The sequence below is a fragment of the Exiguobacterium sp. s123 genome, from assembly GCF_018617075.1.
Lineage (GTDB): Bacteria > Bacillota > Bacilli > Exiguobacteriales > Exiguobacteriaceae > Exiguobacterium > Exiguobacterium profundum.
The window spans coordinates 64919-87640 of the sequence record NZ_JACSJL010000005.1 but is presented as its reverse complement, the minus strand read 5'-3'; the positions used below and the strand labels follow the sequence as shown (position 1 = coordinate 87640).

The following is a 22722-nucleotide window of genomic DNA, read 5'->3' as shown; positions in this document are numbered from 1 at the left end:
TTCGAGGTCAGACACCTGTCTCAATTCCTGTTATTTGGTAAATGTTTTTTTGAAAATTGAGTAAATTTTAGAGAGATTGTGATGGACATGATATAGTCGACTTATTGAATCACTCAATACATGGAGGTTTCTCATGCCACATTTCAAACATCCATCGATTGACGAGACATTTTCGGGTGTCTATTTGCTCACCAATCGAAACGGATCAATCCACCAGTCTTACGGCTATGCGAATCGCTCAGAACAGATTCAACATGACGTGACGACACGGTTCGGGATCGCGTCCGGTTGCAAGTTGTTTACAGCAATCGCGATTTGCCAGTTAGTCGAGCAAGGGAAACTATCCTTCTCCACCACGCTTGGCTCATTTCAAACATTCGCCTTACCTCATCTGTCACCAAACGTCACGGTGCATCAACTGTTGACGCACACGTCGGGAATCCCTGACTATTTTGATGAATCCGTCTCTGATGACTTCGAAGCGTTATGGCGTGATATTCCGATGTATCGACTTCAACAGTTACGTGATTTTCTACCACTGTTTCAACAAAAAACCATGAAGGACGAACCGGGTTCTCGATTCTCCTACAATAATGCGGGGTATATTTTGTTAGGGTTGATTATCGAGGAAGTGACCGGACAATCTTTCACCGATTACGTCGAACAATCGATTTTTCAGCCTGCCGGTATGACCGCTTCCGGATACTTTTCACTCGATGCCTTGCCTGCTAAAACAGCGCTCGGTTATATCGACAACTCGGACGGCACGTGGCGTACAAACCAATATGCGATTCCGATCAAAGGAGGAGCAGATGGTGGCGCGTATGTGACCGCTCAAGACATGACTAAATTTTGGAAATCGCTGTTTTCACATCAGCTTCTTGATACCGCTTCTACGTCGCTTCTTTTGACACCACACGTGACGGTTAATGACCGCGGCGGGAGTTATGGATACGGACTTTGGATTCAACATCACGCATCGAGAGATGTCTATAAATATCACGTGATGGGCTATGACCCTGGTATCAGTTTCCATTCTGGTTACTATCCAGAAATCGATACCATCTCGGTCATTTGTTCAAATCAATCAGATGGGGCGTTCGACGTCATGAAACAGATTGAAATGCAGATTGGAGAACGGATTGAATGAACATTCGTACTTATATGGAATCAGACTTTGACTCGATTCAACAACTTAATCGCGATGAAGGTTGGAGCCAATTGGTAGAACGTGACGCGTTGACCCGTGAGGCATGGCGTCAATCAAACGTCACCTATGTGATGGAGTCTGAAAATGGAAAGATTGTCGCTTATTTGCGCGGATTGACTGATACGACAGTCAGTTTGTATGTTTGTGAACTGTTGGTCGCTTCTACATATCGTAGACGTGGTCTTGGCGAACAGTTACTCCAACACGTCCATACACTTTATCCAGACACACGGCTTGAGATGCTCGCAAGTCAAAATTCCCACACATATTACGAGAAATTACGGTTTCGTCCGTTCTACGGTTTTCGGAAAACGATTCACGAATAGGAGGAATGTATATGAAACTTGCTCTCATCACAGGCGCATCGCGTGGTCTCGGCCGTTCCATCGCTCAGGAACTACAAGCTAGAGATTACGAGGTGGTCGGGCTCTCTCGCTCACAGGCGGAAGACGTTACGTATCAGCAACGATCAGTCGACCTATCAAACGTTTCGGGGATTGATGCAGTCATTCGGGAGATCACACCGTTTCTAGAGCGGGCTGATTCGGTTTTGCTCGTTCAAAATGCAGCATGGATTGAACCGATTCATCGTGTCGGACAATTAGATGGTGAGAAAGTGACCGCTCATGTCCACGCCAACCTGCTTGCGCCGATGCTATTGGCGAATGCGGTCCTCGCTTTCAACAAGCCGACCGATTTGATTCATGTGACCTCTGGCGCTGCTAAGCGTCCGATCTCAGGTTGGAGCGCATATTGTGGCACGAAAGCAGGACTCGATCATTTCACAGAGACACTTGCACTAGAGCTAGAAGGAACCTCACATCGTGCAGCTCTATTCAATCCAGGTGTGATGGATACGTCGATGCAGGCGGAGATTCGTTCTTCTTCGAAAGAGGCGTTCGCTGACCTTGAACAATTCCGTTCATACGAAACAGAAGGACGACTCCGCTCTCCTGAAACGGTTGCTCGTGTATTTGCTGAACAGTTAATTGACCGCCCCCTAGAAAATGGCAAGACCTATTCGATTTACGACTTGATTAAATAATTTACCAGGTCAAAAAAAGAAACACCCTTCTCTCGTCAAACCGTCTACACTACATGCATAGATACGTGAAAGGGTGAATTTTATGAAAACCATTGCTGGAGGATTACTGCTATTTGGACTGTTCAGCCTCACCATGTCATTCACAATGATTGGAGATACCGCCGTCGTCGGGGCGATGGTGAGTGGTGTCTCAATTTTATGTAGTGTCGGCTTATTATTTGGAGCGACTGAACTCAGTCGGATTCGTCACGACCTGCTCCACGACAAAAAAACGTCTCTCCCATCTGAATGAGGGAAAGACGTTTTTGATTCAATCTTCTTCGTATTCCTCTAATAGATCATCAACATCGTATTCTTCGAAGTCGTCTTCATCAATAAAGATATCGCGATCGTTCACGACATGAATCGGACCATTGGCCACATCGATTCGAATCGTCCACGCCCAAGGAATGCGTAACCGGTTATAGACACCTGTCCAGAACTCCATTGACTCTTGCTCATACTGTTCAAATTCTGTCAGAAGTTCTTTGAACGACACGCCTGTTAACTGGAAGTTTGAATCTTGGAGCCGTTGAAGCGCATGATGCTTCGCTTCTAATTCGGCCGCTCGAACCATTTCCTCAGCTGTCGCCATCTCCAGGATCGTCCCGTCCGGTGGGAGAATATCGTATACGTTGAACAATTCGCCTTCTTCTACTTCTACATCGTCAAACTCATAGTCATCGTGCCGCATACTACATTCCTCCTTACGCAATTTGAATCCCCTCTATTGTACCACTCTCTACCCGTTTCCCCCTAAAGATTCGTGCATATATTTCATTTTGTGAGGGAAAGACTGTTAGAGTGAAGACATCCATAGGAAAAGAGGTTAAGCAGATGAATGAATCATTCCAAGCACTCGTGCTCGACCAGCACGAGGAACGCCTTCATGCCGAAGTAAAAGAAGTACAAGCCGATGTCCTTCCGAAAGAAGAGGACGGAAATGTGTTAGTGGAAGTTCACTACTCTGCGTTGAACTATAAAGACGCGCTCGGATTAACGACTTCTGGTAAAATCGTCAATCGCTATCCGTTCATTCCGGGATGCGAATTCGTTGGAACTGTCGTCGAATCAGACTACCTCGACATCAAAGTTGGCGACGAGGTGATCGCTACTGGTTTCGGGATTGGGGAACGGCACTTCGGTGGATTTAGCCAGTATGCGCAAGTGCCGGGGAAATGGCTCGTGAAGTTACCGAAAGGATTGAGCATGCGGGATGCGATCGCCATCGGAACACCAGGACTTACCGCCATGCTTTCCATTGATGCACTCGAACACGCAGGTGTGCGTCCGGGTGAAGAAGTACTCGTCACAGGCGCGACAGGTGGTGTCGGAAGCTTCGCGATTACGTTACTTCGTCGTCTCGGCTACCATGTCGTCGCTTCCACTGGTAAAACAGATTCACCATACTTACGCTCACTCGGTGTCGAGACGATCATCGATCGAAGCGAATTAGAAGGACCTGCCCGTCCCCTCGCCAAGCAACGTTTCGATGCTGCCATTGATTCGGTCGGTGGAAATACACTCGCCAACATCTTGAGTCAGATACGATATGAAGGTGCTGTCGCCGCATGCGGTCTCGTCGGAGGCGCCGAATTGCCAACGAGCGTCTATCCGTTTATCTTACGCGGCGTGAAGCTCATCGGCATCGATTCGGTCATGCAACCCATGGTTCGTCGTACGAACGCATGGGAACGTCTCGAAGAACTCATCGATCCGAAAGTTCTCAATGAGATGATCCATGAGATTCCGTTACACGACGTCCCTCGCCACGCCGAAGCGATGATGCGTGGTGAATTGAGTGGTCGCACCGTCGTCCGTCTTCGCTAAGTCCATCAAAAGAGGCTGAATCATTCACGATTCAGCCTCTTTCCTCTCTATTCTCCATGGTGTGGAATCAGATAGTGAATCCGGCAGGTGCGTCTTTCACGACGACGAGTACTTTGCCTTGATCTAACTTCTCTTCGAGACGCTCTGATTCTTCTTTTGTGAAGCCGAGCTCTTGAAAATCGGCTCGCAGTTCGTCTCCTTTTTTGCGGAACACATTTTTGGCGGCTGTCCCCAAACCGACGTCACTTGCCGAGACGGTGTTCGCATCGGCATTATCCGCGACACGTTTACTCCGATCATCGTCATGTGTGATGACGTAGATGTTGGATTCATCAATCCCATTTGTTTTCATCGATTGAACGGCGGTGACGACTTCTTCATCATTTGTAAATTCTTTGTACAAAACTGACATGTCTATTCTCCTCCTTCAATTCTACTACATTACTAGGTATTACCTTCCTTCACATTCTTCACACATTAAAAAACGATGACAAACGTCATCGTTTTGTTAAACGGCGGGCTCTTGGCCTTTTCGTTTTTTCAATTCTTCCAATAAAATGTTTGATTCATTAAATGGAATCGACTGTCGACCGATTCGTTCAATGTGGTCATGTCCTTTTCCGACAACCACGACACGCTTTCCTTCTAACGCTTGCGTGGCCGCATGTCGAAGGGCCTCTTCCCTTGCTTCAAACGTCACATACTTCACATCCGGTTGGATACCTTTTACTAAATCACGAATGATTTGTTTTGGGTCTTCCATGCGGACATCATGTACGGTGACAATCACCTCATTCGAATAGCGACTTGCGATACGTCCCATATCTTGACGTTTCGTAGGATCACGGTCTCCTGCCGCACTTAACACGACGACAAGTGCACGGTCGTCTTGTTGCAATGTAGACAAACATTTCTCTAGCCCGTCTGGTGTGTGGGCATAGTCGATATAAATCTCAGCATCCTCTGTAGCTAAACGCTCCAACCGCCCTTTTGGCAAGGTGAGTCCTGGAACATTTGAAACAATGGTCCGTAGCGCCATATCGGAAGTCGACACAAGTCCGATTGCCGCTGCTAAGTTCGCCGCATTGAACGCCCCCATGAACCGAACGGGCACTTCGAGCTTGAACTCCTTCATCCTGACGAGTACCGTCTCTTCACGCCAAATCACTTGGATGTCGGCTTCGATTTCCTCTTTTGTACTATACATAATGGCTTGACGTGTCGGCGCAAACTCAGCCATGACATGACTAGCCGGATCTTCCGCATTTAACACAATCGCCTCACCGTTCGTCACTTCCACCTGTTCAAACAATCGCGCTTTTGCCCGGGCATACTCATCCATCGAACGATGGTAGTCCAAATGATCATGCGTCAAATTCGTAAACGCGGCCGCATGAAAGTGGATGCCCGCTACGCGACCTTCCATCAAGGCATGCGATGATACCTCGAGTACGCAATCCGTGACGCCTGCATCGACCATCTCTGCTAAGATGCGATGTAAGACGACGGCTTCTGGTGTCGTATTGGCTGTCTCAACCGTTTGATTATGAAAACGCGCGCCAATCGTACTAACGATTCCGACACGACGTCCTGAAAGACGCAACAAATCATAAGTCAATGTCGCCGTCGTAGTTTTTCCATTCGTCCCTGTCACACCGTATATACGCATCCGATGAGAGGGGTGGTCATAAAATACACTCGCAACCGCTCCTGCCGTCTGTTTTGTATCGGCAACAACCACATTCGGTACATCGAGATCGAGTGGATACTCTGAGATGACCGCACTCGCACCGTTGGCGACGGCGTCTTCTGCGAACTTATGACCGTCAACCGTATAGCCGCGAATGCAAATAAAGACATTCCCTGAACTGACCTTCCTGGAATCGGTTTCGACTCCGGTCACCCATGGATCAAAAATGTCATCCATCTCATTTTGTAAAATGGCGGATAAACGTTTCGTTCTCATGCTGTGTACGTCCTTTCTCATGGGTGTCGCTAGGTTCATAAAACCTTATCGTCATGTTACTAGATTTTAACGGCAATTGAGATGACAAATATATTACTTCCCGTTTTCAAAGGAAAGCAATCACTTCACAAAAAAAACCTAGACGTTTCACTCACGTACTAGGTTCCTCCATTTTGAATGCTAAATTGTGTTTTAGTAGCTCCGCCTCAAGGACAAAAAGGGCATTCGGTCCGATTCCATGCCAACTCGCAACCTCACGGCGTGTATAGGGACACAATTCATGCAGAGACTCGATTCCTTTAGCGACTAGTGCCCTTTTAGCTGGAGCTGCTAACGTTGGTAAGGCAATCATCCAATCTCCGCCTTTCGCTTTCTAAATCGTCCGTTGATGGGAAGACAGGCAAGAACTTGCTCGATTCGAAACGTTCGTCTCGCTTGTTTATTCAAATCCCATGCCACCACGTACTCCCCTTGCACTTTAATCAGTTTGACCCGCCGCTCTGAAAATGTCCCATGTCGATCGACATACACCATTTCTGTGACTTGTCCCGAACGCATCCATCGTAACAATTCTTCTCTCATCCTGTTTTCCCTCCTTTGTCTTCATTATACAGAACATTTGTTCTCACTTCTATTGATAAGCTGTTCGCTGATTCAAATTTCGATTATGATAAAGGAAATCAAATGAGAGAGGAAAAAACCGATGACTTATGTATTATTACTGATCTTGGCTGCCTTTTTATTCGGGGCAATGATTTTCGCTGCACTGGCGTTACCAAACCTTCGCAACATTTTATTCAATCGTGGCAGTTTGTTTAATCAACAGAGCGAAACCGTCACTTGTCCGAAGTGTAAAACATCATTCAAACGTGCGCCGGGAGACGCACAGACTTGCCCGAATTGTTATCACACGTTTTGAATCGTTGAGGGGCATGCATATTCGACTGCAATTCTTCATATTCCTTGGTTTAAATGGGAGCAAATGAGTGAAAGAACAGAGAGGATGCTTTATCTGAGTAAAGTTCCTGATTCTTTTATCGTTGAAACCTTCATTCCATACGAAAGGAGTTGCATATGCCTCCTACACTCGATGAACACCTGGTCGATCAAGTTCGTCTTAAAAATCGCCAAGCCTTAGAACATTTATACTCACGCTATGAAAAACTACTTTATCGATATGCGCTTCATCTGAATGACCATCCTGCAACTGCAGAGGCGGCCTTGACCGATTTATTTTGTCGGATTTGGCAACAACGTCTTCACTTCAATCCACATTCCGAAACGATTCGTGCGACCCTCATCCGTTCATTAGAGGAAATCATGCACTATATGAAAGAGGACAAATCAGATTCCAATACTTCTAAAATCCCTTCTGCATAAGGTTTTGTTGTCATCTCCGGATACATCTGTTTTGCCTGTTCGGTCGCATTACCCACTAAATAGCCTTTCCCTACATGCGCTAACATCCCAAGGTCATTCCCACTGTCGCCGAACGCATATGTTTCTTTGCGTAAGAAGGAAGCAGTGGTGCATACATATCGAACACTCGATTCTTTCCCGGCATGCATTGGATAAAAATCAATATCCCATGCATCCATCGGATCACCCGCTTGCGGATTGCATTGGCTGATGTTGACAGCAATCCCTTCTTGATCAGCTAGCATGCGAAGCGTTTCGCTCCAAGACCCAATTTGGTCACGGATGTAATAGCTACGGATCCAAGGACTCGTCCCAAAACCCGGTTGCGCTTCTAGTTCAATCCGCATCTGTTCAATCTGTGACGCAACACGTTCCACACGAGATATAAAATCACTCGGGAATAACGCTTGATAGGATTCTTCTAAAGAAAACGTTCCGTCTACGTCAATATGATACAATTCCGTACCTAAACTTGAAGCGATACGGTGAGGCCAAAAGCGAAGGTTTGCCTGTTCAACTTTTTCACGTAGCGATTTGAGTGAACTACCTGTCACCCACATCGTTGACAATCGATGGGAATATTGTTCCAAAAAATCTTCGAGCCGACGAACGGATGCCAATTGTTCCGGTGTACAGGCATGAGGAAAGTAGGTCTCATCAAAATCAAAACATATGAGGATGTGTCCCTCATTCGTAAATCGCTTCATGATCTCGTCTCCTTATCGTTTTCTCTTCCTCCTATAGTACAATGAAACAAAGGAGGCATCTTATGATTTCACGAATCTCTCGAGCTTATTGCCAAATGAGTAGCTTGATTACCGGATTTTTTATTGTCTTTTCTTTTCTTTTTGGCATTCGCACATACTTCTTTTGGGCGACGGTGAGCGCTCCCTTAACCGCAATCGGATTGATGCTGATGACGACGATTGGGCTAAGTGTCATCACCTACCTTCTTTCAGAGAAATTAAGATTATTCATTTATTCGAAGCTTCCGTCTCAAACCGGAACATGTTCAATAAATAGTCACACAAAATAGGCATCCATTTTTCGATTTTATACGTTAGATCAATACAAGGGACATCCCTTCTGCGCAAAGGAGTATGTTATGACTGACTTAGAGTTATATGAGCGTGTCAGGCAAAAGGACAAAGAGGCGCTCGAAATATTGTATGATCGGTATGAACGAATTTTGTACGCGTTTGTCTTACAGCTGACAAAGGATCGTGATTTGGCCGAAGAAGCCATGCAAGAAGTATTCATCAAGCTCTGGCGTGGCGGAGGCGTTTACGATGAGTCAAAAGGAAAATTTCGTTCTTGGCTCTTCACGATGAGTCGTCACGTGGCAATCGATTTAATTCGGAAGCGTAAACCGGATTTACAATTAGATGAATCTTACGCTGAGGCCATCCCTTCCGAGTCACCTTCTGTCGAAACAGAAGTAGAATGGCAAGAAGAACGTGCTCAAATCGAAACGGCCATGGCGACATTACCGACCGAGCAACAACAGGTCGTTCGACTCATGTATTTTCAAGGATTGAGCCAGCAAAAAATTGCTGATGCATGCGGCATCCCGCTCGGAACGGTAAAAGGAAGGATTCGACTGGCGCTAAGGCAACTGAGGAAACAGTTATCCCATGAATTCATCGGAAAGGAGGTAGAACAATGAACGCATGCGACCAATTGATTGACTACTTCAACCAACATTTAACGGAAGAAGAACGAATGAAATTTGAACAACATCTGGCAACGTGTAAAGACTGTCAAGAAGAGCTCGAACAACTTGAAGCTCTTGTCGGTGGCGTCGCGTTCTTGTCTACTCCGACTGAGCCACCCCGAGGCATGAAAGCACGTGTCCTCGATCGTGTATTCGAAGAAGAAGAAGACAATGAACCCGTCATAACAACCGACACTTCTGCATCAGTTCCACCGGCGACACCGTTCAAACAGAAGAAGAAACGGAACGTACCGCTCTGGGGAATGGTCGCTTTAGCAGCGGCACTCCTCCTCTCCTTAATCGGGAATGGATATTTGCTTACCAATCAGCCTGATGCCCCTGCCATCGCGTTAACCGAAACGATTCCACTCGATGGCGAATCGGAAGGGACCGCTTACCTTGCAGAGCAGGACGGTGAGACACAACTGATCGTCCAAACGAATGGTCTAGCCTCACTCGATGCCAATGAGGTATATCAAGTATGGCTATTAAAAGATGGTGCCCCGATTCCGACCGGCGCTTTTGTCACCGATGACAAAGGGAACGGGACGGTTATCTACACACTCGACTCAGATGAAGTCGACGTCGACTGGGATACCGTCGCCGTCACAAAAGAACCGAATCGTGGCAATGAAACGCCACAAGGTGAAATCGTCTTAAGTGCTAGTCTTTAATTCTTGAACCGGACACATCCGCTGTCCGGTTTTTTGTTATGATGAACCAAAGGAGTGAATGGGATGCAAAAACCAAAAATCGGTATTGTTGGACTTGGAAATATCGCTCAAAAAGCGTATTTACCCATCCTTTCGATTCATCCCCGAATCGAGGTAGTCGGTGCCTTTTCCCCGAACACATCTAAGCGAGACATGATTTGCCAAACGTATCGAATGACCTCTTTCGACACGTTGAATGAACTCGCCTCATCCATCGATGCAGCGTTCGTACATAGTTCAACGGAAACTCATTATGACATCGTATCGTATTTATTAGAACACGGCGTCGATGTTTATGTTGATAAGCCCCTCGCCGCAACAATCGAGGAAGCGGAGCAGCTCGTCATTCAAGCCGAACGTCTTGGGCGTAAATTGATGGTCGGGTTCAATCGACGTTTCGCTCCAATGTATATGCGTCTACAAAACGAGTCCTCTGCTCACATGATTGATGTGGTAAAACATCGCGAGAATGACGTCGGCCCTAAGGATGCGACCTTCACCTTACTCGATGATTACTTACATGTCATTGATACGCTACGTTTCCTCGCTGGTAATGAGCTCATACTCGTCTCGGGTCACGTCGAAATCAATGACAAGCATGAGCTTCGATTCGCCCGCCACGTGTGGCAAGATGAGCACGGAATACACACGACATCGATGCACCGTTCAGCAGGAGTGAACCATGAGCACGTCTCGATCGTACGGGATGGGGAACGATTGTCCATCGAAGAGATGGTCACGCTACATCGTTTCAAGCAAGGTCGGCATGAAGTCGAAACGTTCGGTTCATGGGACACGACACTCGTGCAACGTGGTTTCCAAGGCGCGATTAACCACTTCATTTCCGCACTCATCGATGATACAGCGATTTTAACAGACGGTCGTGTTGCCCTTGAGACACAACGACTTGTCACAAATCTAATCAAGTGAAGGAGGGCTATATATGGATTTCTTTTTCTACATCATGGTTATGGTGATTGTGGTCTCGTCAGTCGGTGCCAATACGATTATCAAAACGAGAGAAGCACGTGTCGAAGAAAGACGATTGAAGATCGAAGAAGAGAAACTCGCGATCCAACGGCTTGAACTCGAGATGAAGCGCGAACAAGACAAACTCGACCATCATGGATTTTAATCAAAAGCGGTCACCCTCCAAAATGAGGGCGACCGCTTTGCCATTACAGATGACGGTTTGAAATTGGCAGTTGTTGTCTTCGTTCCGCGAGCGTCGACCACGTCACAGCCGTCATGATACAACCGGCACCGATAAAGAAGTTAAGATGGAGCGTTTCGTTCAAAACGAGCCACCCGAGTGTCCCGCCAACCAAGGGTTGAAAGAAGAAAAAGAGTGACCCGACACTCGCATCCATCAACTCGAGTCCTTTGTTCCAGAAGAAAAACGCTCCTGCCGTCGATACGACACCGATATAGAGAACACTAAGCCAAAGGACGCCATTTAACTTTGGCCACCCTGATTGCATGACCTCCACACTCATCAAAGGCGTCATCAATAACCATGCGACTCCGATCGAAAATGTCGTGAGCGTCAAGGTCGACAACGACTGTGTCCCGATTTTCACATAAATCGACATGAGTGCCCACGTCACGGCAGCTAGAACAAGTATGAAACTGCCTACTCGATACGTCCCTTCCCCTTCCCAACCGACGACGATGAGAACACCGACCGTTGCCAGCCCAAGCGCTCCAATCTTGACAGGAGTCAGTCGTTCTTTCAATAAGATTCGGGCAAATAAGACCATGAAAGCTGGTGTCGCTGCGGTCACAAGGGAGCCGGTATGTGCATCCGATAGCTTCGTTCCGATAAATTGAAACGAAATCGAAGCGACGTATCCAATGACGCCGACGAGTCCGATCCACTTCCAATCCGCCCGTCGAATCGATTCCCGTCCAAACCGAAACCAAACGACGAAAAGGACCATAAATGCAACAGCGTATCGTAACCAGACGAACGTGAACGGTTCAATATATGCGAGCGCATATTTACTGACCACATACATCCCGCCCCATATACTCGCCGCAAGGGTCAAACTGAGTGCTCCTAGCCATTCTTTCCTCATTTCTTCGCCTCCTCGATGGCGACTATATACGACATCCTTGCTTCCATTTCCTTTATTTTCATTGTCAGTCGTAAGAAAAACGCTTACAATCAAGATATAGAAGAATGAAAGGAGGGAGAAAGGTGAAATTTGTCGGACGTACGCATTGGACAACTGAACATTTGTACATTTTGCGTGCGATTTTTCACGATGTCGCTTAATCAAGGGACCCGTCTGTCCTTTTTTAGACATTGCTGAATATACGACAAAGCGCCTCTCTCTTTCTAAACCGAGCGCTTCTTTGCGTTCGGTTTTTTTGATAGGCCCTAACCTTAGGAGGAACCTATTATGTTGATCGATCTTCAACACATTCAAAAACAATACGGCGGGCACGCCGTTCTCACAGATGCGAATTTATTCATGAACGAAAACGAAAGAGTCGGTCTTGTCGGCCGAAACGGCAGTGGCAAAACGACGCTGTTACGAATCCTTGTCGGCTCTGAAGAGCATGACGCCGGTACGATTTACCGCCGACAACGACTCTCTATCGGCTATTTGGTGCAGCTTCCTGACTACCCTGGACGCAGTGGTCGTGACGTCCTCTATACTGCTTTTGAGGAAGTGACTCGCCTGAGTGAAAAAATGTCTTCCCTCGAGCAAGAAATGGCGACGTCCAAACAACTAGAACGTCTTCTCGAATCATACGGTGCTATCCAAGAACAATTCGAACATGCTGGTGGATATGTCTACGAGTCAAAAATCAGCGCAATGATTGATGGACTCAAATTGACCTCATTCGTGGACCAACCGTTTGATACGCTAAGCGGTGGCGAGCGTACAAAAATCGGTCTAGCCTTGGCGCTTCTTCAGGAACCAGAGCTACTCATTTTGGACGAACCGACGAACCATCTAGATTTAGAAGCGATGACATGGCTCGAATCCTATTTACAGGATTATGCTTCAGCGCTCCTCATCGTCTCCCATGACCGGGTCTTCTTAGATGCGGTCGCCACGCGAATCGTCGAGTGTGAGGATGGAGAATTGACGAGTTATCCTGGGAATTATACGGACTTCGTTGCCCAAAAAGAAAAACAGTTGCTTGACCAGTTTCACGCTTACACGGAGCAACAGAAGAAAATCAAAAAAATGAAAGAAACGATTCGACAGTTGCGGCAATGGGCCAACGAGGGCAATCCGCCGAATGAAAAGTTCTATCGTCGCGCCAAATCGATGGAAAAGGCTCTCGAACGAATTGAACGAATCAAACGACCGCAACTCGAAGCCGAGCAACCGAATATCCAGTTCACGACGAACGGGCGTACCGGGCGTGACGTCTTCGAAGTGAGTGACGTGACACTCACGTATGATCGTCTTCTATTTGAAAACGTGCACTTCTATACAGGTCACGGAGAACGCGTCGCCATCGTCGGACCGAACGGGAGTGGAAAATCTTCGCTTTTGAAAATGTTACTCGGTGAAGTTATCCCTCAAGCTGGGACCGTCCGACGAGCCGATCAAGCCAAAATTGGATATCTGTCGCAACACATCACGTTCGATGAGTCACATCGCTTAATCGAGGCGTTTCGGGACCGGATCGCAGTCGATGAAGGCAAAGCGAGGCACCTTCTCGCTCAGTTTCTATTTTACGGCGCGAGTGTGTTTAAGCCTGTCTCAAATTTGAGCGGCGGGGAGAAGATGCGACTCATGCTTGCCATCCTCGTCCATGAAGAAATCAATGTCCTCGTCCTAGACGAGCCGACGAACCATTTGGATATCGAATCGAGAGAGGCACTTGAAGATGCGCTCGAACGTTTCCCTGGAACGGTCGTTACGGTTTCCCATGACCGCTACTTCTTAAATAAGCTGTTCCCCATCACGTATTGGCTCGACGGGACGATGACGCGTTTCGAAGGTAACGTCGCCTATGCTCTCGACAAGCGTGGACAGGCATCGAAAGATGAACCTGTAACGGAGCGCGTCAAACCATCAAAATCGCTGAATCAGACGAAAGTCGCTCCATCTACGGTTGATGAGGAAGCTCACCTAACCCAATTAGAGACAGAACATCAGGCGCTACTCCAACGGATGAATGAATTGGATGACCTTGATGAATTGATGGTGCTACAACGACAAGTTGATGCGTTGCAGGAAGAAATCGATGATGTGATGACACGTTTGCTCGAAACTTTGTAATCTATAAAGAGAAGCGGCACCCGATCAAGGGCGCCGCTTCTTTTGCTCAAATCGAATCTGTATGAGATAGCCGATGACCGCGATAGCCATCAACCCAATTGGGAGTATGCGGTAAAGACCTTCCATCGTTCCCGTTGTCAAAAGAATCACTCCACTAAGAAACGTTCCGAACCAATATAGCTTTGGCATATGATCCCTCCATCGGTTGCATTCACTCAATAGGATACCACAAGAAAAGCGCCCTCACTCGGCGCTTTTCTTGATTCTCTAGTCCCCGGACTTTCATCCAACCAAGCCCTTGCTCGATTGACCGTCCCATCCATGATTTGGTTCGACTAGAGATGTCCAAGCCAACGTGACGCATCATTCCAATCCGTTCATCGTCCATTGGTTCACCAATTGTTTTTCATTCGAAAACATGAAATCGAATAGGTGACTCATAGACATTTTGATTGAATGGGCACGAGAGGACTTGGCACCTATGAAGTCCACTTCTGACGCGGATCATGTGGAATTCCGTATACAAACAGTCTGTCTGGTATGCTTGCTCCGATGGCAAGCAGAGGCCGACGTATCATCGTTTGGAATACACGATTCACGTTCATATGGACGTTGCCCATCCCTTTCATCCATAAGCGACAGGTGACGAAAGTGCCTCCCCGTTCCCCGCTCATTTCAGAAAGTGAATGGTTACATGTATACAATATCCGTTTTAAGTGAGATTCAATCCTCGTTCACGATTTCTCCATAATCCAATTCATACATAATGCGTCAGTGCATAAGCGACCCCGTCCTCTTCTACATCCTTTGTAATATGCGTGCTCAAATCTTTTAACGGATCCACAGCATTCCCCATCGCAATCCTTGTTTCTGCCACTTCGAACATCGACACATCATTCAGATTGTCTCCGATGGCGACGACATCACGCATCGGAATCTGATAATGCTCAGCTAGCTGTTTCAAGGCTGCGCCTTTACTCGCATGAGGATGTCCGATTTCAATTTTCGTCCACCCCGCAGTCGTAATCAAAATATCGTTCCGTGGTTCATAGATTTTACGCAACCGGTGTAGCTTTCGGCGATCGAACGAATAGACAAACACCTTGTACACTTCATCTCGTGCAAAGTCGATGTCTGCCATCGAATCCATATACGTCAGACCGAATTGCTCATTTTGAATTTCAATCTCACGTTCCGCCCACTCGCGAGTGAACGATTGATCGTGTGGCAACACCTCATCGAGTTCCCGCTTCAGTAAATCACTCCCTGAACGGAGTACTTTCACTCCCGCATTCGTATAAAATTCGACGTACGCATCATCTGCGTTCGCGATTTCCCATAGCTCGTCTACAACCGTTTGATCCATCGCATGATAGTAAATTCGCTCGTTCTCATAAAACCCGATTGCTCCGTTACCTGACAAAATCGGACAGACGAGGTCACTTCGCTTCAACAGCTCCTCGATATCATGAATCGAACGTCCTGAACAAATCGTGACGATATCACCCTGTTCTTGCCGACGACGAATCGCCTCCTGGTTTGCCTTTGTAATCACGCCCGTGCGCGATAACAGCGTCCCGTCTAAATCAATCGCAATCAATTTCATATCGTTCCCTCCTCTTTGGTTCTTTTCCCGATTCAACTATACAAAACACGATGAATGCGTCTCCTGTTTGCAATGTGGAGATTAGGGAAACGTTTATTAGTGCTGCATAATATTTTTTGAAAGGAGACATCTATGAAGGATTCTACACAAAAGCCACGTTTGAATCGCGTCTTTTACATCTCAGCAAGTTTGATCGCCTTACTCGTTCTATTCGGAGCCATTGCCCCAACATCATTCGCTTCAATCGCAGGATCTATTTTTAACTTTACAACTCGCTCGTTCGGTTGGTTCTATTTACTTTCCGTATTCTTGTTTGTGCTCTTTTTAGTCTTTTTAGCGTTCAGTAAATACGGAAAAATCCGTCTCGGGAAGGATGACGATCGCCCTCAATATCCGTTCTTTACTTGGATCGGCATGTTATTCTCCGCAGGTTTCGGTGTCGGACTCGTCTTTTGGGGTGTTGCCGAGCCGATGAGTCATTTCTTTACGCCACCTTATACGGATACGGAGGCATTGACGGTCGAAGGGGCACGCCTCGCGATGGCCTATTCGTTCTTCCATTGGGGTGTCAGTCAATGGTCTGTCTTTGCGATTGTCGGACTGATCATCGCCTATTTCCAGTTTCGTCGTAATGCGGACGGGCTCATCTCGACTAGCCTCTCACCACTTATAAAAGAACGACCGTACAAACAACCGTTGAACCAGACGATTGATATTTTAGCGGTCATTGCCACCGTCATGGGTGTCGCGACGTCGCTTGGTTTAGGTGTTCTTCAAATCAATGGCGGACTGAACAGCGTGTTCGGGCTCCCGAACACCGCTTGGATGCAAGTCGCCATCATCGTCGTCTTGACCGCTCTATTTTTAACATCGACGACGACAGGGCTCGATCGTGGCATCAAGTGGTTGAGTAACATCAACTTAGGTACCGCACTCGTGTTGATGGTCTTCGTCTTCTTTGCCGGTCCTACCATTTTCATTTTAGAAACCTTGACGCTCGGTCTAGGTGACTACTTACAAAATTTCATTCGCTATAGTCTTCGTCTACAACCGTATCAACAGGGGACGTGGGTCCGGGATTGGACAATCTTTTATTGGGCATGGGCCATCGCCTGGTCCCCATTTGTCGGAGCGTTCGTCGCACGTGTCTCACGAGGACGTACCATTCGTGAATTCATCGTCGGTGTCCTCATCGTTCCTCCGTTCATTGCGCTCCTTTGGATTGCCGTATTCGGGGGCACTGCCCTACATCTAGATTTATTCGAAGGGACTTCCATCGCTGAAGCCGTCAATGCGGACGTGACGAGCGCATTGTTCGTGACGTTTGCCGAGCTCCCGTTCAGTTTTATCCTCTCCGTCTTGTCGATTCTCTTGATTTTGACGTTCTTGATCACGTCGGCCGATTCTGCCACCTATATCATCAGTAGTATGACGACGAACGGTAGCTTGAATCCGCCCCTCCCCGTTCGAATCGCTTGGGGAGTTCTGTTAGGAGGAATCGCTGCCGTCTTGTTGCTTGCGAGTGGCTTAGAAGGACTTCAAACTGCGTCGTTGATTTCCGCCTTGCCCTTCACCATCATCCTGTTATTGATGGTCTTCACACTATTCAAGCTACTCCGACAAGAGAATGTACGAAAAATAAAATAAACTACACTCCTAAACGCTCAAGATCACGCTTGAGCGTTTTTAGTTTGAATCGCCGACATCTCGTTGTTTGTTGACTTCCTTATGTCCGATTGCTACGATTTTGACAACGTACAAGCTTTAAAGGGGGAATATGGGGAGATGAACGATTTCACACGTGCTTACGCACAACAACTAGACAAACAAGACCCGCTCGCATCGTATCGGGAAGAATTTTATTTACCGGAACACGGGATTTATATGGATGGGAATTCACTCGGTCTCTTATCGAAACGAGCCGAGCGCACACTCCTTGAATCACTTGCGGACTGGAGAGAGCTCGGGATTGACGGCTGGATGTCCGGTCGTCATCCTTGGTTCAACTTGTCTGAAGAGTTAGCCACTCTGAACGCGCCGCTCATCGGTGGAAAGCCGGAAGAAGTGATGGTCACTGGTTCGACGACCGTGAACTTGCATCAACTCGTCACATCGTTCTTCAAACCGGATGGCAAACGCACGAAGATTTTGGCAGACGCCCTCACGTTCCCGTCTGACATTTACGCTTTAAAGAGCCAGCTCGAATTGCGTGGACTAGACCCTTCTGATCACCTCGTTCAAGTCGACAGTCCGGATGGGCGCTTCTTAGTAGAAGATGACTTGATTGCCGCGATGACCGACGAGATTGCCCTGATCGTATTGCCGACTGTCCTCTATCGAAGCGGTCAGATTTTAGACATGCCTCGTCTGACGAAGGCGGCGCACGAGCGTGGGATTTTGATTGGCTTCGATGCCTGTCACTCCGTCGGCGCCATCCCTCACGACTTCCACGACTGGGGTGTCGATTTCGCATACTGGTGCAACTATAAACATTTGAACGGGGGTCCCGGAACGGTCGGGGGCTTATTCGTTCATGAACGTCACTTCGGCACGACACCGGGACTCGCCGGTTGGTTCGGTTCGCGCAAAGATAAGCAATTCGATATGGATCATACGATGACACCGGCCGAACATGCCGGTGCGTTCCAAATCGGAACACCACACGTTATGAGCCTCGCTCCTCAACTTGGCGCGCTTGAGATGTTCAACGAGGTCGGGATGGAAGCGATTCGTCAAAAATCACTCGCGCTCACGACGTATATGATGGATTTGATTGAAGAGATGCTCGCACCTCACGGATTCTTCATCGGTAGCCCGACGGACACACGACAGCGCGGCGCTCATTTGAGCCTCGAGCATCCCGAAGCGGCACGCATCTGTAAAGCGTTGAAGAAACATCACATCATCCCTGACTTCCGCGCACCGAATATCATCCGTCTCGCACCGGTCGCACTATATAATACGTTTTCCGACGTATATGACGTGATCGTGACGTTGAAGAAAATCATGGACGACAAAGAGTACGAGGCGTTCGAGAACGTCCGCGAAGTGGTCGCATAAGGGGGGAACTGTCATGAGTGAACGCACGGAACATAAAGTAGAAAAATCGATTCAAACGGATTTCTCAAAAGACATGTCGTACGGGGACTATCTCCAGCTCGACCCGATTTTATCGAGTCAGCATCGCCTTTCCGACCATCACGATGAGATGCTGTTCATCATCATCCACCAGACGAGCGAGTTGTGGATGAAGCTCATCTTGCATGAATTGACAGCAGCCACGACGGCCATCACAAACGGGGAGCTCGAGCGTTCGTTCAAGATGCTCGCCCGCGTCTCGAAGATTCAGCAACAACTCATCCAGTCATGGGGCGTTCTCGCGACGTTGACGCCGGCCGAGTATTTAGAGTTCCGAGACCAACTCGGCTCGTCCTCTGGTTTTCAATCTTACCAAAACCGACAAATCGAATTCGCGCTCGGCTTCAAAAACGCACGGACGCTCAGTGTTTACGCGCACGATAAAAAACTGTATCCATTGCTCGAAGGCTCGCTACAAGCTCCTAGTATTTACGATGTGACCGTCCGCGAAATGCATCGTCGGGGTCTATCGATTGATGCGAGCGTGCTCGAACGTGATGTCACCCAGGATTGGGAATGGAATGAAAGTGTCGAGAAGGCATGGGTCGAAGTCTATCGAGACGTCGACACGTATTGGGACTTATATGAGCTCGGTGAAAAGCTACTCGATATCGGGAGTCAGCAACAGATGTGGCGCTTTAACCATATGAGCACCGTGGAACGCATTATCGGACAGAAGATGGGGACAGGTGGTTCGTCTGGCGTGAACTACTTACGTCGCGTGCTCGATCATCGCTTCTTCCCAGAACTGTGGACGGTCCGGACATCACTATAAGAGGAGCTGAACAAAATGACTTGGATTGATGTATCACAGCCACTTCATGCCGATGTTGCGACATGGCCGGGAGATACAAAATTTTCATATGAAATCGCGTGGCCGATGGCAGAGAGTGGTTCGGTCAATGTCGGGAAGATGACATTGAGTTTACATCTCGGGACCCACATCGATGCACCGTTTCATTTTGACGACCATGGGAAGCGCGTGATCGACCTCGATCCGTCCGTATATATCGGACCAGCCCGTGTGATTCATCTACCGCATAAGGCAAAGATTGAAGCATCTGATTTGGATGGTCATGACTTGACCGGGGTCGAACGCCTCATCTTAAAAACGGATGGTTGGTCCGATAAGAGCGTCTTCCCAGAGACGATTCCTGAACTGACACCCGCTCTTGCCGATCGTCTCGGAGAACTCGGAATCTTCTTGATCGGACTCGACTTACCGTCCGTTGATGCGATTGACAGTAAAGAGATGAGCGGCCATCACGCGTTAGCACAAAATGGTGTGCATATCCTAGAAGGACTCGTTTTAGACAATATCTTACCGGGAGATTATGACTTGAATGCCGTTCCTCTCCCAATCGTCGAAGGGGATGGAAGCCCCGTTCGCGCATTGCTTCGTCCTATATTGTAAAGAGATAGCCGGAATCGGCTGTCTCTTTTTGGATTAGACAGGGATAGTCCGATGTTTGGCGAGATGATGAGAAATTCTATTTGAAGAGAGGACATTCGATGTAGATTCTATTATTACCTAGCGGTGATGGAAAAAGACTATGGCCACTTCCGAACAATTCGAATGCTAAACAATTCATTCGTTTATTTCCTAAACAGAAATGGAACGAAACAATCAATGCTTGAAAGAGTTTACAGTCAACTAAAAATACAAGATTTAGACACTAACACTTTCATGATCACAAATGTTCAGCAAAAGGATTGTGTCATTCATCCAGTTGGTACAGATACTAATATCATTTCCGAACCAACTCGTCGTGATACAGCAAGCTATTTCAAACATATGAACAACGATACAGAACTTCTCATTTCCCCATATAAATAAAAATGACCTCACGAGCTCTACCCGAAATCAAGGCATCGTGAGGTTTCTTCTTACTTATTTGATTAATTCGAGTTCGACCGGGATGTTCTCTTCCACCGTTTCACCTTTCAAGTGGTTGATGGCCGCTTCTACACCCAACTTCCCAATCTCAGCTGGTTTTTGGGCAACCGTTGCTGCCATCGTCCCACCTTCGACCGCTTTGACGGCATCATCTGTCGCATCGAATCCGATGACTTTCACGTCACTCATTCCAGCCGCTTCGAGTGCTTGAACGGCACCGAGTGCCATCTCATCGTTATGTGCGAATACAGCGACGATGTCTTTATTGTCCTGTAGGATGTTCTCCATGACCGTCAATCCTTCTGCACGGTCAAAGTTTGCCGATTGTTTTGCCACGACTTCCAATTTCCCATCGATGGCTTCGTTGAATCCTTGTCCGCGGTCACGTGTCGCAGACGCTCCTGGAATCCCCTCGAGCTCGACGACTTTTTGCCCTTCGCCTACGAGTTCGACCATGTAGTCACCCGCCAGCTGTCCACCTGCGACGTTATCTGATGCCACGTGGGCGACGACGTCCCCTGTTTCAGCGTTACGGTCTACCGTGATGACAGGAATGCCTGCATCGTTCGCTGCTTGTACCGCTGCACCGACCGCTTCTGAATCTGTCGGGTTGATGAGAATCAAATCCATCCCCTTTTGAATCATGTCTTCGACGTCGTTCACTTGTTTCGCGGCATCGTTTTGCGCGTCCGCTACCGTCAACGTCGCATCCATTTCGTTCGCCTGTTCTTCCGCGCCTTCTTTCAATGCGACGAAGAACGGGTTGTTCAATGTCGAGATAGATAATCCGATCTCATAATCCCCATCTTTCGTTTCCGTCTCAGAAGATGACCCCGGTTGTTCAGTCGAGCAAGCTGCCATCAGTACCATTGTCAGTGCGAGTAGCCAAGCTGTCCATTTTTTCATGTTCCGTTTTCCCCTTTCGTGTGTTACGCGTTTTGTCGACGATCAAGCAATACTGCAAACAATATAACTGCACCTTTTACGACGAGTTGGAAGAAAGATGATACGCCGAGAAGGTTCAATCCGTTGTTGAGCGTTCCGATGATCAGCGCCCCGATCAACGTCCCGACAATCCAACCTCGACCACCCGCTAGGCTCGTTCCCCCGAGAACGACCGCTGCGATGGCATCGAGTTCGTATGACGTTCCTGCCGTCGGTTGTGCGGAATTAAGGCGCGATGTCAAGATGATGCCTGCGAGTGCCGCAAGCATACCCGATAGGGAGTAGATCATGATTTTGACTTTATTGACGCCAATCCCCATTAATTTCGCCGCTTCTTCATTTCCACCGATCGCGTACGTGTGACGACCAAATGTCGTCTTCTTCAAGATGAAATACAGGACACCGAATGCGAGTAGCATCGTCAATGCCGGTACTGGAATGATCCAGAAATAGCCGCGTCCGAGCATCTCGAACCAACCGGAATTTCCGAGACCCGTAATCGGTCGTCCGTCTGTATAGACGAGCGTCAAGCCCCGATAAATGGTCATCGTAGCCAATGTCGCGATGAACGGTGCCACTTTCCCGTACGTGATGACCGCCCCGTTAAAGGCCCCGAGAACGGCACCTGCAATCAAGCCGAGTGCGACGGCCATAACCGCATGTTGACCGTCCACCATCATGCCTGCCACTAGTGCAGAAGCGAGCGCCAAAATCGACCCGACCGATAAATCGATTCCCCCTGTCAAGATGACAAACGTCATCCCGAAGGCAATCAAGGCATTGATCGACACTTGGCGGAGTACGTTAAAGATATTATTTAATGATAAAAATCCTGGTTCGAGCGCCGTCACGACGACAACAATGACGAGCAGACCAAACAGCGGTCCTAGTTTTTGCCCCCATCCGAGTCGACCCGGGCGCTTCAGTCCGGTCGTTGCTTTCAATTCCAT

28 protein-coding genes are annotated in these 22722 nt (G+C 47.8%); 16 read left to right on the top strand and 12 right to left on the bottom strand.

What is annotated here, in order from left to right:
• Nucleotides 1-133: 133 nt before the first annotated feature.
• From KNO72_RS10070 to KNO72_RS10055, 4 genes are all read left to right on the top strand, one after another.
• The gene (locus tag KNO72_RS10070) at nt 134-1150 is read left to right on the top strand and encodes a serine hydrolase domain-containing protein (RefSeq protein WP_214758054.1); all 1017 of its coding nucleotides are present in this window, start codon (nt 134-136) and stop codon (nt 1148-1150) included.
• A complete protein-coding gene (locus tag KNO72_RS10065) occupies nt 1147-1536 on the top strand; it encodes a GNAT family N-acetyltransferase (RefSeq protein WP_074035497.1) in 390 nt (129 codons plus the stop codon). The genes KNO72_RS10070 and KNO72_RS10065 overlap by 4 nt, the downstream gene beginning before the upstream one ends.
• An 11-nt stretch (nt 1537-1547) precedes the next feature.
• The gene (locus KNO72_RS10060) at nt 1548-2255 is read left to right on the top strand and encodes an SDR family NAD(P)-dependent oxidoreductase (protein ID WP_078147782.1); all 708 of its coding nucleotides are present in this window, start codon (nt 1548-1550) and stop codon (nt 2253-2255) included.
• Between the two features lie 82 nt (nt 2256-2337).
• The gene (locus KNO72_RS10055) at nt 2338-2547 is read left to right on the top strand and encodes a hypothetical protein (protein WP_078147783.1); all 210 of its coding nucleotides are present in this window, start codon (nt 2338-2340) and stop codon (nt 2545-2547) included.
• A gap of 18 nt (nt 2548-2565) precedes the next feature.
• On the opposite strand, the gene KNO72_RS10050 is transcribed toward KNO72_RS10055, so the two are convergent.
• Entirely contained in the window at nt 2566-2988 is a 423-nt protein-coding gene (locus KNO72_RS10050; protein ID WP_012727530.1) for a hypothetical protein, read from the bottom strand.
• 143 nt (nt 2989-3131) lie between these two features.
• On the opposite strand from KNO72_RS10050, the gene KNO72_RS10045 reads away from it, so the two are divergent.
• Nucleotides 3132-4124, top strand: coding sequence for an MDR family oxidoreductase (locus KNO72_RS10045; RefSeq protein ID WP_214758052.1), 993 nt, complete (start codon nt 3132-3134; stop codon nt 4122-4124).
• 67 nt (nt 4125-4191) lie between these two features.
• On the opposite strand, the gene KNO72_RS10040 is transcribed toward KNO72_RS10045, so the two are convergent.
• The 4 genes from KNO72_RS10040 to KNO72_RS10025 form a co-directional block, all read right to left on the bottom strand.
• Entirely contained in the window at nt 4192-4536 is a 345-nt protein-coding gene (locus KNO72_RS10040) for a YflT domain-containing protein (RefSeq protein ID WP_012727532.1), read from the bottom strand.
• Nucleotides 4537-4632: 96 nt separating this feature from the next.
• Nucleotides 4633-6090 (bottom strand): UDP-N-acetylmuramoyl-L-alanyl-D-glutamate--2,6-diaminopimelate ligase, encoded by a 1458-nt coding sequence (locus KNO72_RS10035; protein WP_214758050.1) that lies wholly within the window; start codon nt 6088-6090, stop codon nt 4633-4635.
• Between the two features lie 151 nt (nt 6091-6241).
• Nucleotides 6242-6442, bottom strand: a complete 201-nt coding sequence (locus KNO72_RS10030; RefSeq protein WP_159563075.1) for a helix-hairpin-helix domain-containing protein — start codon at nt 6440-6442, stop codon at nt 6242-6244.
• A complete protein-coding gene (locus KNO72_RS10025) occupies nt 6439-6672 on the bottom strand; it encodes a WYL domain-containing protein (RefSeq protein WP_074035487.1) in 234 nt (77 codons plus the stop codon). The genes KNO72_RS10030 and KNO72_RS10025 overlap by 4 nt, the downstream gene beginning before the upstream one ends.
• A gap of 121 nt (nt 6673-6793) precedes the next feature.
• Here KNO72_RS10025 and KNO72_RS10020 point away from each other — a divergent pair, with 121 nt between their 5' ends.
• Nucleotides 6794-7009, top strand: a complete 216-nt coding sequence (locus KNO72_RS10020) for a hypothetical protein (RefSeq protein ID WP_012727536.1) — start codon at nt 6794-6796, stop codon at nt 7007-7009.
• A gap of 155 nt (nt 7010-7164) precedes the next feature.
• Nucleotides 7165-7470: an RNA polymerase sigma factor gene (locus tag KNO72_RS10015; RefSeq protein WP_078147789.1), complete on the top strand. Its 306-nt coding sequence runs from the start codon at nt 7165-7167 to the stop codon at nt 7468-7470.
• Here KNO72_RS10015 and KNO72_RS10010 read toward each other — a convergent pair.
• Nucleotides 7416-8216, bottom strand: coding sequence for an HAD family hydrolase (locus KNO72_RS10010; RefSeq protein ID WP_214687654.1), 801 nt, complete (start codon nt 8214-8216; stop codon nt 7416-7418). The genes KNO72_RS10015 and KNO72_RS10010 overlap by 55 nt on opposite strands.
• A gap of 85 nt (nt 8217-8301) precedes the next feature.
• On the bottom strand, nt 8302-8451 hold the full coding sequence (locus KNO72_RS10005) for a hypothetical protein (protein ID WP_214687655.1): 150 nt from the start codon (nt 8449-8451) through the stop codon (nt 8302-8304).
• A 163-nt stretch (nt 8452-8614) separates the two neighbouring features.
• Here KNO72_RS10005 and KNO72_RS10000 point away from each other — a divergent pair, with 163 nt between their 5' ends.
• The 4 genes from KNO72_RS10000 to KNO72_RS09985 all read left to right on the top strand — a co-directional run bounded on the left by KNO72_RS10000 (nt 8615) and on the right by KNO72_RS09985 (nt 11071).
• Nucleotides 8615-9175 carry an RNA polymerase sigma factor gene (locus KNO72_RS10000; RefSeq protein ID WP_214730183.1) on the top strand — a complete coding sequence of 187 codons (561 nt, stop codon included), beginning with the start codon at nt 8615-8617 and terminating at the stop codon, nt 9173-9175.
• A complete protein-coding gene (locus KNO72_RS09995; protein ID WP_214758048.1) occupies nt 9172-9897 on the top strand; it encodes an anti-sigma factor in 726 nt (241 codons plus the stop codon). The genes KNO72_RS10000 and KNO72_RS09995 overlap by 4 nt, the downstream gene beginning before the upstream one ends.
• A 63-nt stretch (nt 9898-9960) precedes the next feature.
• A complete protein-coding gene (locus KNO72_RS09990; RefSeq protein WP_214685263.1) occupies nt 9961-10866 on the top strand; it encodes a Gfo/Idh/MocA family protein in 906 nt (301 codons plus the stop codon).
• A gap of 13 nt (nt 10867-10879) precedes the next feature.
• Nucleotides 10880-11071: a hypothetical protein gene (locus KNO72_RS09985; protein ID WP_074035480.1), complete on the top strand. Its 192-nt coding sequence runs from the start codon at nt 10880-10882 to the stop codon at nt 11069-11071.
• Nucleotides 11072-11114: 43 nt separating this feature from the next.
• Here the strand turns inward: KNO72_RS09985 and KNO72_RS09980 are convergent, their stop codons facing one another.
• Nucleotides 11115-12014 carry a DMT family transporter gene (locus KNO72_RS09980; protein ID WP_214685261.1) on the bottom strand — a complete coding sequence of 300 codons (900 nt, stop codon included), beginning with the start codon at nt 12012-12014 and terminating at the stop codon, nt 11115-11117.
• A gap of 327 nt (nt 12015-12341) precedes the next feature.
• Here KNO72_RS09980 and abc-f point away from each other — a divergent pair, with 327 nt between their 5' ends.
• The gene (gene abc-f / locus KNO72_RS09975) at nt 12342-14186 is read left to right on the top strand and encodes a ribosomal protection-like ABC-F family protein (protein ID WP_214758046.1); all 1845 of its coding nucleotides are present in this window, start codon (nt 12342-12344) and stop codon (nt 14184-14186) included.
• A gap of 24 nt (nt 14187-14210) precedes the next feature.
• Here abc-f and KNO72_RS09970 read toward each other — a convergent pair whose 3' ends face one another.
• Together KNO72_RS09970 and KNO72_RS09965 are read right to left on the bottom strand one after the other, a co-directional pair.
• Nucleotides 14211-14375: a hypothetical protein gene (locus KNO72_RS09970; protein ID WP_168169879.1), complete on the bottom strand. Its 165-nt coding sequence runs from the start codon at nt 14373-14375 to the stop codon at nt 14211-14213.
• 568 nt (nt 14376-14943) lie between these two features.
• Entirely contained in the window at nt 14944-15792 is an 849-nt protein-coding gene (locus KNO72_RS09965; protein WP_214687660.1) for a Cof-type HAD-IIB family hydrolase, read from the bottom strand.
• Nucleotides 15793-15924: 132 nt separating this feature from the next.
• Between KNO72_RS09965 and KNO72_RS09960 the strand changes: the two genes are divergently transcribed.
• From KNO72_RS09960 to kynB, 4 genes are all read left to right on the top strand, one after another.
• Entirely contained in the window at nt 15925-17439 is a 1515-nt protein-coding gene (locus tag KNO72_RS09960; RefSeq protein WP_214758044.1) for a glycine betaine uptake BCCT transporter, read from the top strand.
• A gap of 138 nt (nt 17440-17577) precedes the next feature.
• Nucleotides 17578-18852 (top strand): kynureninase, encoded by a 1275-nt coding sequence (gene kynU, locus KNO72_RS09955; protein WP_078147796.1) that lies wholly within the window; start codon nt 17578-17580, stop codon nt 18850-18852.
• A gap of 13 nt (nt 18853-18865) precedes the next feature.
• Entirely contained in the window at nt 18866-19705 is an 840-nt protein-coding gene (gene kynA / locus KNO72_RS09950; protein WP_196431377.1) for a tryptophan 2,3-dioxygenase, read from the top strand.
• 15 nt (nt 19706-19720) lie between these two features.
• Nucleotides 19721-20344 (top strand): arylformamidase, encoded by a 624-nt coding sequence (gene kynB / locus KNO72_RS09945; RefSeq protein WP_214687662.1) that lies wholly within the window; start codon nt 19721-19723, stop codon nt 20342-20344.
• A gap of 477 nt (nt 20345-20821) precedes the next feature.
• On the opposite strand, the gene rbsB is transcribed toward kynB, so the two are convergent.
• Nucleotides 20822-21733 (bottom strand): ribose ABC transporter substrate-binding protein RbsB, encoded by a 912-nt coding sequence (gene rbsB, locus KNO72_RS09940; protein WP_031421977.1) that lies wholly within the window; start codon nt 21731-21733, stop codon nt 20822-20824.
• A gap of 23 nt (nt 21734-21756) precedes the next feature.
• Nucleotides 21757-22722 carry an ABC transporter permease subunit gene (locus KNO72_RS09935; RefSeq protein ID WP_012727561.1) on the bottom strand — a complete coding sequence of 322 codons (966 nt, stop codon included), beginning with the start codon at nt 22720-22722 and terminating at the stop codon, nt 21757-21759.

Coding starts and splice junctions, on each gene's coding strand:
- abc-f (WP_214758046.1), top strand. CDS start 12,342: ATGTTGATCGATCTTCAACACATTCAAAAACAATACGGCGGGCACGCC.
- KNO72_RS09995 (WP_214758048.1), top strand. CDS start 9,172: ATGAACGCATGCGACCAATTGATTGACTACTTCAACCAACATTTAACG.
- KNO72_RS09965 (WP_214687660.1), bottom strand. CDS start 15,792: ATGAAATTGATTGCGATTGATTTAGACGGGACGCTGTTATCGCGCACG.
- KNO72_RS10000 (WP_214730183.1), top strand. CDS start 8,615: ATGACTGACTTAGAGTTATATGAGCGTGTCAGGCAAAAGGACAAAGAG.
- KNO72_RS10030 (WP_159563075.1), bottom strand. CDS start 6,442: ATGATTGCCTTACCAACGTTAGCAGCTCCAGCTAAAAGGGCACTAGTC.
- KNO72_RS10065 (WP_074035497.1), top strand. CDS start 1,147: ATGAACATTCGTACTTATATGGAATCAGACTTTGACTCGATTCAACAA.
- KNO72_RS10010 (WP_214687654.1), bottom strand. CDS start 8,216: ATGAAGCGATTTACGAATGAGGGACACATCCTCATATGTTTTGATTTT.
- KNO72_RS10005 (WP_214687655.1), bottom strand. CDS start 8,451: ATGACACTTAGCCCAATCGTCGTCATCAGCATCAATCCGATTGCGGTT.
- rbsB (WP_031421977.1), bottom strand. CDS start 21,733: ATGAAAAAATGGACAGCTTGGCTACTCGCACTGACAATGGTACTGATG.
- KNO72_RS10045 (WP_214758052.1), top strand. CDS start 3,132: ATGAATGAATCATTCCAAGCACTCGTGCTCGACCAGCACGAGGAACGC.
- KNO72_RS10015 (WP_078147789.1), top strand. CDS start 7,165: ATGCCTCCTACACTCGATGAACACCTGGTCGATCAAGTTCGTCTTAAA.
- KNO72_RS09970 (WP_168169879.1), bottom strand. CDS start 14,375: ATGCCAAAGCTATATTGGTTCGGAACGTTTCTTAGTGGAGTGATTCTT.
- kynU (WP_078147796.1), top strand. CDS start 17,578: ATGAACGATTTCACACGTGCTTACGCACAACAACTAGACAAACAAGAC.
- kynA (WP_196431377.1), top strand. CDS start 18,866: ATGAGTGAACGCACGGAACATAAAGTAGAAAAATCGATTCAAACGGAT.
- KNO72_RS10055 (WP_078147783.1), top strand. CDS start 2,338: ATGAAAACCATTGCTGGAGGATTACTGCTATTTGGACTGTTCAGCCTC.
- KNO72_RS09990 (WP_214685263.1), top strand. CDS start 9,961: ATGCAAAAACCAAAAATCGGTATTGTTGGACTTGGAAATATCGCTCAA.
- KNO72_RS09985 (WP_074035480.1), top strand. CDS start 10,880: ATGGATTTCTTTTTCTACATCATGGTTATGGTGATTGTGGTCTCGTCA.
- KNO72_RS09980 (WP_214685261.1), bottom strand. CDS start 12,014: ATGAGGAAAGAATGGCTAGGAGCACTCAGTTTGACCCTTGCGGCGAGT.
- kynB (WP_214687662.1), top strand. CDS start 19,721: ATGACTTGGATTGATGTATCACAGCCACTTCATGCCGATGTTGCGACA.
- KNO72_RS10035 (WP_214758050.1), bottom strand. CDS start 6,090: ATGAGAACGAAACGTTTATCCGCCATTTTACAAAATGAGATGGATGAC.
- KNO72_RS10050 (WP_012727530.1), bottom strand. CDS start 2,988: ATGCGGCACGATGACTATGAGTTTGACGATGTAGAAGTAGAAGAAGGC.
- KNO72_RS09960 (WP_214758044.1), top strand. CDS start 15,925: ATGAAGGATTCTACACAAAAGCCACGTTTGAATCGCGTCTTTTACATC.
- KNO72_RS10020 (WP_012727536.1), top strand. CDS start 6,794: ATGACTTATGTATTATTACTGATCTTGGCTGCCTTTTTATTCGGGGCA.
- KNO72_RS10060 (WP_078147782.1), top strand. CDS start 1,548: ATGAAACTTGCTCTCATCACAGGCGCATCGCGTGGTCTCGGCCGTTCC.
- KNO72_RS09935 (WP_012727561.1), bottom strand. CDS start 22,722: ATGGAATTGAAAGCAACGACCGGACTGAAGCGCCCGGGTCGACTCGGA.
- KNO72_RS10040 (WP_012727532.1), bottom strand. CDS start 4,536: ATGTCAGTTTTGTACAAAGAATTTACAAATGATGAAGAAGTCGTCACC.
- KNO72_RS10025 (WP_074035487.1), bottom strand. CDS start 6,672: ATGAGAGAAGAATTGTTACGATGGATGCGTTCGGGACAAGTCACAGAA.
- KNO72_RS10070 (WP_214758054.1), top strand. CDS start 134: ATGCCACATTTCAAACATCCATCGATTGACGAGACATTTTCGGGTGTC.